At 69.0% G+C, this 10,213-nt stretch carries 8 protein-coding genes; 3 read left to right on the forward strand and 5 right to left on the reverse strand.

Annotated elements, in window-relative coordinates:
• Positions 1–67 precede the first annotated feature (67 nt).
• Genes K2R93_07585 through K2R93_07600 form a run of 4 tightly spaced genes read right to left on the reverse strand, consistent with a single transcriptional unit; the run spans position 68 to position 6,481 of the window.
• Complete coding sequence (locus tag K2R93_07585) at positions 68–3,130, reverse strand: hypothetical protein (protein MBY0489690.1); 3,063 nt, start codon at positions 3,128–3,130, stop codon at positions 68–70.
• A complete protein-coding gene (locus K2R93_07590) occupies positions 3,127–4,272 on the reverse strand; it encodes an alpha/beta hydrolase (protein MBY0489691.1) in 1,146 nt (381 codons plus the stop codon). Before K2R93_07590 ends, K2R93_07585 begins: the two co-directional genes overlap by 4 nt.
• A 44-nt stretch (positions 4,273–4,316) precedes the next feature.
• Positions 4,317–4,886 (reverse strand): hypothetical protein, encoded by a 570-nt coding sequence (locus K2R93_07595; GenBank protein ID MBY0489692.1) that lies wholly within the window; start codon positions 4,884–4,886, stop codon positions 4,317–4,319.
• Positions 4,883–6,481 carry a hypothetical protein gene (locus K2R93_07600; protein MBY0489693.1) on the reverse strand — a complete coding sequence of 533 codons (1,599 nt, stop codon included), beginning with the start codon at positions 6,479–6,481 and terminating at the stop codon, positions 4,883–4,885. The genes K2R93_07595 and K2R93_07600 overlap by 4 nt, the downstream gene beginning before the upstream one ends.
• A 224-nt stretch (positions 6,482–6,705) precedes the next feature.
• Between K2R93_07600 and K2R93_07605 the strand changes: the two genes are divergently transcribed.
• From K2R93_07605 to K2R93_07615, 3 genes are read left to right on the forward strand one after another with little or no spacing between them, the layout of a single operon-like run.
• On the forward strand, positions 6,706–7,347 hold the full coding sequence (locus tag K2R93_07605) for a thioredoxin family protein (protein MBY0489694.1): 642 nt from the start codon (positions 6,706–6,708) through the stop codon (positions 7,345–7,347).
• 3 nt (positions 7,348–7,350) lie between these two features.
• Positions 7,351–8,511, forward strand: a complete 1,161-nt coding sequence (locus K2R93_07610) for a hypothetical protein (protein ID MBY0489695.1) — start codon at positions 7,351–7,353, stop codon at positions 8,509–8,511.
• On the forward strand, positions 8,511–9,056 hold the full coding sequence (locus K2R93_07615) for a DinB family protein (protein ID MBY0489696.1): 546 nt from the start codon (positions 8,511–8,513) through the stop codon (positions 9,054–9,056). The genes K2R93_07610 and K2R93_07615 overlap by 1 nt, the downstream gene beginning before the upstream one ends.
• A 9-nt stretch (positions 9,057–9,065) precedes the next feature.
• On the opposite strand, the gene K2R93_07620 is transcribed toward K2R93_07615, so the two are convergent.
• Complete coding sequence (locus K2R93_07620; protein MBY0489697.1) at positions 9,066–10,046, reverse strand: VCBS repeat-containing protein; 981 nt, start codon at positions 10,044–10,046, stop codon at positions 9,066–9,068.
• Between the last annotated feature and the right edge of the window lie 167 nt (positions 10,047–10,213).

Genomic DNA, 10,213 nt, shown 5'->3' on the forward strand with positions numbered 1-10,213 from the left:
AGAGTGAAGGTGGGGGCTCGCTCCAGTATGCCACGCCTCACGCGATTTCAGAATGTCTGCGCGCCATTCAGAACATGAACTTGAACCAGTGCGCCACCCGGGTCGGTACGGAGCCGCGGCGCGGCAGCAGGGCGTCCAGTTCCGCGGGATCGGTCAGCCAGCGGGACTGGCCGATCAGCGAGATGAGATCGATGGTGGCCGTCACCGACGGCCAGCCGGCCAGCATGACCACGGCCTCACCATCGCTGACCATGCTGCGGTCGTTCTGGTTGGCGGAGCCGAGCATTGTGTAGAAGACCACGTGCTCGCGGGTCGCAGCGGGCAGGGCATCGTACCAGGCCTGCACCACGTCGCCGCCGAGATCGATACGCGCATCGGGGACGTCCTCGAACGCGGCAACGGCCGCGCCGGGTGCCTGCAGCTGGGAGATGCGCCGCGGCACAAAGGCACGCGTCATGTCGACCCAGTCACTGCGGGCCATGACGCTCCAGGCCTCTCGGGAGGCGATGAAGTTGGCCTTGAGGTGGAGCAGCGGATGCTGACCAGCCTCGAACTCGGAGCCACCACGCGCCGGCGTCGGCAACTGGCCGAGCGTGCGGGCAATCGAATCGAGCCCGGTGTAGACCTCGGGCGGGAAGTTGAAGAGATCGCGTAGCCATTGATAGCGGTCGAGGGTGGCGCGTACCGCGAGGATCTTGCGCGGTACATCGGAGACGGGGATCTCCGAGGCGTACAGCCCCACCTTGAGCAATCCACCGTTCGCCCGAATGACTGTGCCCAGCACGCGATCGGCCATCAGCAGGCGCCAGAGCAGTTCGCGGCTGCGGATCAGCGAGCCAAAGGCGCGCGCCGGCGCGTTCGCCAAGGTTGGTGCGATGACCAGCACCCGAACGCCACGCATGGCGCAGCCGGTCAGCACCGATCCCCAGAAGGTGCCGTTCCACAACGAGTCGGGAATCTTGATGACGGAGCCGGGCGGCATGAGCGTGTAGAGCAGCGCCTTGGTGACGTTGATGCTCTTGTTGTCGTAGCCCGTGCGATTCTGCAGCAGCACCGCGCGCAGCGGGCGGCCGCCGACCGGTTTGGCGCGGGCGATTTGCGCGTCGTAGTCGAGCGCCCGGGGTTCCTCGCGCAGCACCGCCGGAATCTGTGCCGGCGTGAAGCCCTGCCCGAGGAACAGCTCGCGGGCGGCGGCCTTGAGCGCCAGGTTGGCGGGGCCACGGACCAGCAAGGAACGATCTTCCCACGCGAGACTGGCGTAGTGTTCGCCAATGCCAGCGCCGGTGACGATCGATTCGCCGCGATACAGATCACGCTCGGTGATGTCATAGAACACGATCTTGCGATGATCGCGCATCCACGTGTCCGGGACCGGGAAGGCCGTCGCGACGTGCCAGCTCCAGAAGGTCGGGTCGTTGGTGTTGGTAATGTTGACGTGCACCTTGATCAGGTTCTTGAGCCACGCTTCGCCATACTGCGCGCGCTGCGCCGAGAGCAGCGAGGAGTGGGCGATCGCTTCGCGGAGCGAGTCCTGCGCGGCGCGGAGGGAGTCCTCCCACGCGGCGAAGCGCTCGGGCAGGTCGACCTCATGATCGAGCGGGCGCTCGAGCAGCGACAGCCAGAGACTGCCTTTGTTGCTCCGGTAGAACCACTCATCCAGAATGATGAAGTACGACGGAAAGACCCCGGTCGCGTCGTATGCGCGCACGCGGCTGATCATCGCTGCGAGGTAGGAGCGCAGGACATGCCGGAAGCTCATCTCGTCGGGATCGCCCTTGGCGTCCACGCCGCGGAAGTCGTGGGTCCAGAGCACATGATAGAACCGCGCCGCGCGAATGGTGCGACTGAGCTGGTACTGGAACTGTTCGTTGATGACGTAGGACACGTCATTGCCTTCGGTGATCGGTTCACCGCTTGCGCGGTCTACCAGCGCATCCAGTTCCTGTTGGGTGTCGTGCTCCTCGGGCAGCAGCGCCAGCTGGAGGGGTAGCCACACGAACCGCGAGTCGTCCCAGTCGCGATGGGCAGCACCTCGCACGCCGTCGACGATGTCGAGCAGCTGGACGAACACGCCGAGGGCGTCGGTGGTCCGTTCACGCGGCAGTCCGGATTCGACGTGCAGCCAGCGCAGGAAGACGCCGCGTGCGTGCACCGCAAACTCGCGCAGGGTGTCATCGTGCTTGCCCTGGCCGAGCAACCGGTCGTACGGCAGCAGGACTTCATCCAGGAGGACGGCCCGCGCCTGTCGTGCGGCGCGCTCGCCGGCGGCGTTCGTGCCGCTGTCGTTGACCGGCCCGAGGACCTGGGAGAAGGCGCGAACCAGTGCGCGGTGCAAGCGCCGCGTCTCGAGTTCGAGCGTGGTGTTATCCGCTTCCCGGGCAATATCCTGCAAGCGCGCGAGCACGACGGCATCGCTGCGCGCGCCACCGCCGCCCTTGTGGTCCAGCCACGGTACCGTCAGCAGTTGCATGCGCATCGCCGCCTGTCGCGCGTCGGCCAGCGCCACCGGCAAGGCCGGCGGCGTGGTCGGCACCGCGGCATATGGGGCGCGCTGGTTCGACAGCCGCGCCCGGTCGTTCAGGGGGCGCGTGGTGCCCCAGGGAATGCGCCGCCGCCACGGCGACTCGATGCCGAGCGTCAGTACACGCTCCGGTCCGGGCCGCACGTCCATGCGCAGCATGGTGCCATCGTGAAAGAGGCCGCCGCGTCGTCCGGGCCAGTTCACGGAGAGCATGGGCCGCACGTGGTGATCGGCACCGCTGAAGTCGAGCCCGATGCCCATGCGCGCGAAGGGTGAGACGAGACGCGCGCGGGCGCCGCCGTCGGCGTTGGCGTTCAAGGTGCCGCCGTACAGCTCGAACTGCACGCCGCCGAGGCCCAGTGCGCGATTGAGCAGCTCGTAGTAGACGCCCACCCGGACTTCGGCCACCCCCGAGGCGCTCCCGCTCCGGCGCCCGATGCCGGTTGCGCCACCGATCGTGGACAGCCATGCACCAGGCTGCCCGAGCGAGTAGATCGTGCCGCCGTCGGACGGAAGGCGCGGCTGCGCGTGTGCCAGCGCCGTTGCAATCGCCGTCGCCAACGCGAAGAGCCCACCGGTGAGCGCCAGGCGCAGGGGTCTCCCAATCATCGCGTAGCCTCCGTACGGAACGGCGGGCAGCCGTCGAGCTCCGCCGACCGCGGATTGGGGACCCGGCGGAGCATCCACGTGCCATCGACCTGCCGCACGCCGGTGCCCACCTGTTCGCGGCAGATGGGATCGCGCCCGCCGGCGACCACGTTAGCGACGTCGAAGAGCACGCCGGCCAGCCGACGCACGGCGTGGTGCGTGCCCACGAGGCGCTGGAACCAGCCTTCGGTGGTCAGCGCGTCGGTGATATCGACGGTTTCCGTCAGATCGGGCGCCAGCGGCGGGCTGACCCGCTGGCCGGCGCGCGTGCTGCCGCTCACGCGACGCGCCAGCGCGAGGGCGCGATCGCGCCCGGACACGTACAGCACACGGCGGTGGGCAATGGCGGCGAACGTCGGCAGCAGACTGTCGCGGAAGCGCTCGGCCTCGACGTCGGGGACGAGAAAGGCCAGCGCTCGCAGCGGCTGCGCCTGCAGCGCACGACGCACGGCGGTATCGCTCGCGAGCACGTTGCCGACCAGCTGACCCCCCAGCGAGTGCGCGGTGACCGTCAGGGCCTCGCCGCCGACCGCATCCACCACGTTCATGAGCGCACGCGCAAAGGCGGGCTGACTGATCACCGTCGACGCCGAATCTTCGCGATACGCCTGACTGAACCACGCGCCACGGCGCGGCCATGTGATGCCATGGCCATGGGATGGCCACGCGAAGGCAATCCACGGGTCGTGTGCGCCGCCGAATTGCTGGGCGGTCGCGGTGTACTCCCAGGCTTCGCTGATCGAGGTCGCAAAGCCATGCACGTACAGCACCGCTCCCGCGGTGGTCTCACGCGGCCGGCGCACCCGTTGCTGCAGTGCGTCGTGAAAGGCGGCCGCTGAGAGCACCTCGCGCGACTCGAAGGTCAGGTCGCCGGTGGATCCGGCGCGCTGTTCGTGCGGCGCGCGGAAGAGTGCCAGCCCGTACTCCAGCGAATCGTCGGCCCGCGGCAGGCTGCGTTGCGAGCTGCGATTACGGATGGCGACGTACCACACGGTGTCGCGGCGCGGTGCACGATCCATCGGCATTGGCGCACGGGCCGCACACGCTGACAGGGCGAGGGTCAACAGGATCTGCCCCAGCACCGCTCCGGTGGATCGACGCACACGAGCCCTTGTCATTGCCATACCCTTGCTGGTCCGACGTCCCGCTATCGTTTCCCCGCCGGCGGCCCGTCACGCGCGGGCGGGGCCGACGCCTCGCCGCGCCCGACGGCGGGTGGCAACCCCTGGGGATAGCGTGCCCATGGGGCGAGTGCTGGTCGCGTGGGCGGATGCACGCGCAGGTACTCGACTTGTGCGTGCGACAGACCACCCGCCAGCAGGCTCACCCCGGTAAACACGCCAGTCCATATGCCCATCACGGCCTCGCAGCCATCGGAGATGGTGCTGCAGGCACCGGCGAGTGCCGCGCCGGAGACCGCACCGAAGGCCACGCCGCGGAGCACCGTGCGCGCAAAGACCTGGGTCTGGCGTGAGACGCGCACGCTGGAGATGCTCGCGAGTGGCCAGACGCGCACGGTGGCGTGCGTATCCCGCAACCAGAGGCTGTCGTTGCTCACGGCGAGCAGTTCGCCCGTGAATTTCAGGGCTGAATCCGCCACCATGGTCAGGCGGACGGGGGCGCCGCGCTCGGGGTGGCGCTGCATGGCCATCGAACACCCGAACAGGCCGAGGCTGACGACGAGCCCAAGGCTCGTGCGCATGGCGTGCGTGTTCATGGGGTCCCTCGGCCGAATCGGCTGTTCCAGAAGCGTTGCTCAAAGCCGGCCTCGCGCGCCTTGAAGGTTGGCGCGAGGAGCCGCAGGGCGGCGCGCGGATCGGTCATCACCCACGCACTCAACGCGGCATTCTCCTCGGCGAGCCACTCGCGGCGCATCCACTCACGGTACCAACCGCGTGAGTCTATGAAGAGGCGATAGGTGCTCGCGTCGGTGGGCAGGCGATAGCTGAGCTGTACCGCATCGCCCGGCTGCGTGAAGAGCACGCGCGTGGTGTCGACCAGAATGTCCCGCACATCGCTGCGCGGCGGGCGGGCGCCCCGATAGGTGGCGCCGGTCTCCAACGTGGCGGTGCGTGGATCCAGGACCACGGGGGTCAGGGTGTCACCGAGCGTGCCCAGCGCGAGATAGCCAATGCGCCAGTTGCCGCGCGCAAAGCGCAGGCGGAGCTGGAGCGCGGCACCACGGGGGCGGGCAATCGGCGGCAACGGGATCGCCTGCACGTCGGTCGCAATGGGTCCGGCCTCCGCGTAGCGGCCCGCGGGATGCCACATGCCATCGGCATCCTGCACGTCGATGGCGATCTCGCCGATGAGTCGATTGGTCTCGTCGAGCGGGCGCCGCGCGTCGGGATCGCCGCGCTCGAGCTTCGCGAGCCAGGATCCGGCCGTCGTGCCGAGCGTCGCCATCGTCTGATACAGCACGAACGTGGAGACGAACGCCTGGCGGGCGGCCATGAGCAGCACCGGCGTGCCGGGCGCTGCCGTGAAGGTGACGTGCACGGTGTCGGGCGCCGCGAGATCGGCGGAGTCGGTGGGCGTGTGCCATTCGCGCGCGTCGCGTGCCGCCACCTCGCGGACACAATCGACGAGGCCGTTGCGGCACCGGCTCACGGTCTGCACCTCCTGCACGCCGATGATCGTGCCATCGGGTGTGGCGAAGACCTCGCCCTGCGGCGGCGTTGGCACGGCCAGCAGTCGCACGTACCGCACGGCATGCGATTCGAGCGCCTCATTGCGCATCAGCAGGGGCACCAGCGATCCGCCCGCGCGACTCGTCTGCAGGTCATCGACATCGTGGGCTTCCAGTCGCCGCGCGATGCTGGACGAGAAGCCTTCCGCCAACGGTCGGGCCGCCGGGTTCGCGTCGAGATAGAAGGTGGGGCACGATCCAAAGCACGACTTCGGATCGGAGACGCATCCGACCGTGGCGACGGTGCCCAGCACGAGGAAGGCATCGATCACGCCCTCGCCGAACGATCCGACGGTCAGTGGGGCATTCGTCTCGAGCAAGGCGACGGTATCGAGTCGCACGCGCACGAAGACCGACTCGAGCGGGCGTCGCTCGGCATCCCAGCGGCGCGCCAGGCCGAGGATGACGCTATCCCCCTCGCGATCCCAGGAGCGCAGCACATCGAGCGCGCCGGAGCGATAGTGAATCTTGAGTGTGGCATCGGTGCGCACCGTGTCCAGTGGTGCCGACGGACTGCGGAGCACCGGATTGCGGACGCGCACACACGATCCAACCAGTAACCAGGCGGCGCCAAGTAGCGCGAGCCGCGCACAGAGCGCGCTCGAGGGGCGGGACATCGTCATGTGCTCACCTCATGGAGGAGACCTCATGACCGGCGGAGCGCGGCAGAATGTCGTGCGCTCCCATTCAAAGCTGCGGACTCGCGCGCCAATGTGTGTGCGGCATCCGCCCAGGATGCGTCAGGCTTGCCCTTACCGCGCGACGGTGCCCGGATCGCGGTCCCGCCACCGCTTGCGCGGGTGCCCAATGTCCGTGGAAGATTAGGCTCCTCTCACCCGCTCGCCCCATGCTCAGCGCCCTGTCGTTCGTGGCTTCGCTCGTGCTCTGTCCGGTTCCGGTTTCGGCCCCGCGTGGTGAGCCGGTCGTCTCGACGCCACGGGCGGCGGCCGACTCGGCGCTTGCGTCGCTGTTCGAGCGCGGCGTCCCGTACGCCACGTTCCTGGCCAACGCGAAGGCGCGCCGGGAGCTGTGGGACCGCAACAGCACGTGGAGCACGCCGCCCGAGGCGCTGGTGCAGCGCGCGCGGGCCACGGGCGGTGGCTGGAAGCTGCTCGCGGTGGCCGTTGACGGCTGTTCCGACAGCGTGAACACCATTCCGTACATCGCTCAGCTGGTGGCGCTGCTCCCCGGGGTGGAGCTGCGGATCATCGGCAGCGATGTCGGGCGGGCGATCATGGAAGCGCACCGGACGCCGGATCAGCGGGCCGCCACGCCCACGGTGCTGCTGCTCGATGCCACCTTTGTGGAGCGCGGGGCGTTCATCGAACGGCCGCCGGAGCTGCAGCAGTGGATGCTGGCCCAGAAAGGGGTGATGTCCGACGCCGACGCGCACACGCGCAAGATGGCGTGGTACGACGAGGACAAAGGCGTGAAGACGCTCGCCGAGATCGTGGCGCTCATGGAGCGCGCGCACGCCGCGCGCCGCTGAGTGATGCGGCGCGCGCGTTTATCGATCGCACTGGCCGTCGGCCTGGTGAACCGGACGGCCAGCGCGCAGGTGCGCGCGATCCGGGTGCCGTCGCAGGTGCTGGGTGAGACCAAAGTCGTACACGTGAGTCTGCCGCGCGACTATGCGATCGCCAAACAGCGCTATCCCGTAATCGTGCTCCTCGATGGGCAGGTTCGCGCGTTCTACGACCTGACGGTAGCCGCGGCGGACTACGACCTCACTGGTGATGGCTTCGCGGTGGCGATGCCGCGCCAGATCGTGGTGGCGGTGGAGCACGGCAGCCGATCGGCGGATCTGGGAAGCAACGCCGATGCGTTTCTCCGCTTTCTGACCACGGAGCTGCTGCCGAAAATCGACAAGGATTATCGCACGCTTCCCTATCGCACCCTGATCGGCCACTCGCGCGGCGGCTGGTTTGCCCTGCGCGCGATGTGCCGCGAGCCCACGGCGTTTCCTGCGGTGATCGCGATCAGTCCATCGATCTCCGATACGCTGGAGACCGAGGTGACGCGCTGCGTGTCGGGCGATACGGTGTCGCGCACCGCGCGCACGCTGGTGCTGTCGGCGGGTTCGCTCGAAACGCGCGCGCTGGCGAATATCGCGCGCCTGCAGGCGGCGCTGCGGCCCGCGTTACCGGTGCACTGGCGCGTGGTGCAGACCGATGCGGCGGGGCTCGAGCACACGGGCGCGCCGCTCGCCGGCATCCCGCTGGGATTGCGGGCCGTGTTCGATGCGAAGGCGTGGGACCTGCCGCAGCCGTGGCGCGACAGTCTGGCGCTCAAGCAGGGCGAGCCCGAGCGCGTGTTGGCGGCGGGGTTGGCCGAGCAGTCCAGGCGCGTGGGGTTCACGGTGCCCGCGTCGGCGCGGTTGCTGAGCACCGTCGTGCAGACGTGGCTGGCGCGCCTCAACGGCGAACGGGCGGTGGCGGCGGCCAAGGAGCTCGTCGCGCAGTACCCCGAGGAGATCCTGAGTCACACGCTGCTGGCGGATGCGTACGATCTCGCCGGCGACACGCTGAACGGCACCCGTGCCATTCAGGCGGCGCTCGATATGAGCAACCGCATCGTGTGGTTCGATGAAACGCAGAAGGGGCGGTTCCAGGTGGAGATGCGGCGTGTCCTCAGCACGCGCGGGCCCCTGTGATGGCCGGCGGTGACACGCGTTGGCGTCGGGTGCTCGACGAACAGGCCGAGGTGCTGGCGGCCTTCATCGCTGCGGTGCGCGACACGGACCGGGCGACGCTGCACGCGGTACCGGCCACCGGCGGCTGGAGCGTGGCGCAGGAGTGTGTGCACGTGGCGATGTCGTACGACTATGGTGCCGCCGCCGTGCGCGATGGTGCGGCGATGCGGCGCCGGGCGCCACGCGTGGTGGCCTGGCTCTCTCGTATGGTGCTGCTGCCGTACTTCCTGGCCACGCGCACGTTTCCGCGCGGGGCGCCCGCGCCGGGGGAGCTGCGCCCGCCTGTTGTTGACGACACCATGACGGCCGACGCGCTCACGGCGCGCGTGCGCGAAGCGGCTGCGGAGGCGGCATCGGCACTCCGCTTCGCCGAGGAACAACGGCCCGACCGCCGCGTGATGCATGCGTACTTCGGGCCGCTACGGCCGGCGCTCGCGCTCCGGTTGCTCTCGGCGCATACGCGGCATCATGCGTGCAACCTGCAACAACGGGCCCGGCGCTCCTAGCGCGCCGGTTTACCGCCTCCCGAAGTACAGCATGTTCGGCGCGTCGGTCCGCGCCATCACGATATCGAGCAGCCCGTCTTCATTGAGGTCGGCCACCGCGAATCCGTAGGCCGTGCCCTGTGCGTTGCCGAAGGGCACCGGGGTGAACGGCTGGGGCCCGTCGTTGAAAAACACGATCGGGCGGGCATTGGTATAGCCCACGATGATATCGGGGCGCCCGTTGCGATCGACATCGGCCACGGTGATCGCGTAGGGATGCTGGCCGTTCGGGCCGAGCGGCTCGGCGGTGGCAAAGCCCCCGCTGCGCAGCCCGCGCACGAGCATCGCGCTGCCGAGTTCATCGATCGCGGCGAGGTCCATCACGCCGTCGCCATCGAAATCGGCGGCGTAGGCGGCGCGCCACGTGGCCTTCTCGGGGCCGAACGGCACGCGGGTGGGAAACGCGCCATGGCCGTCATTCAGCAGCACGTACCCCTGACCGCCGTCGCGATAGGGCACGATGAGGTCGAGTGCCTTGTCGCCGTTCACGTCGGCGAGTGTGATGGTGGTCGCGGAGCCGCGCGAGATCTCGGTGCAGGGATCGGCCAGTTTTCCGCCACCGGTGCCGCGGCAGAGATAGCTCGCGGTGGGCTGCCGGCTGTTGCGGTTCGCGAGCAGGACATCGGGAATGCCGTCGCCGGTCACATCGCCGACGGCCACATGTCGCGTACTCCACAGCGGGCTGCCAAACGTGGTCAGCAGCGTGTAGTGCCCGCGGCCATCGTTGCGATAGACCTTCTTGGCGTCGGGGTCATCGTTGCTGACCACGAGGTCGAGCGCGCTGTCGCCGTCGAGATCGACGAGAATCCCGGAGTACGAACGATCCCCCACCGGATCGACCGCATACGGGCGCTGGAAGCCGCCCTTGCCGTCACCGAGGAGCACGAGATTCGGGAGCGGCCAGTGACGCCCCTTCACCAGCACGATGTCGAGGTGGCCGTCGCGGTTCACATCACCGACGCTCGCGCTGGCGGAGGTGTAGCCGGAGTCTTCAAGCGCGAGGGCGCGGTCGAACTGTCGCGCGCCGGTGGCCGGTCGCGCGGCCTCCGCCGGCGGGCGGCGGGGCGCCCATGATCAGCAGCTCGCCACCCTCGACCGAGGCCAGTGCGTTGCGCAGC

The sequence above is a fragment of the Gemmatimonadaceae bacterium genome (assembly GCA_019752115.1).
GTDB lineage: Bacteria > Gemmatimonadota > Gemmatimonadetes > Gemmatimonadales > Gemmatimonadaceae > Gemmatimonas.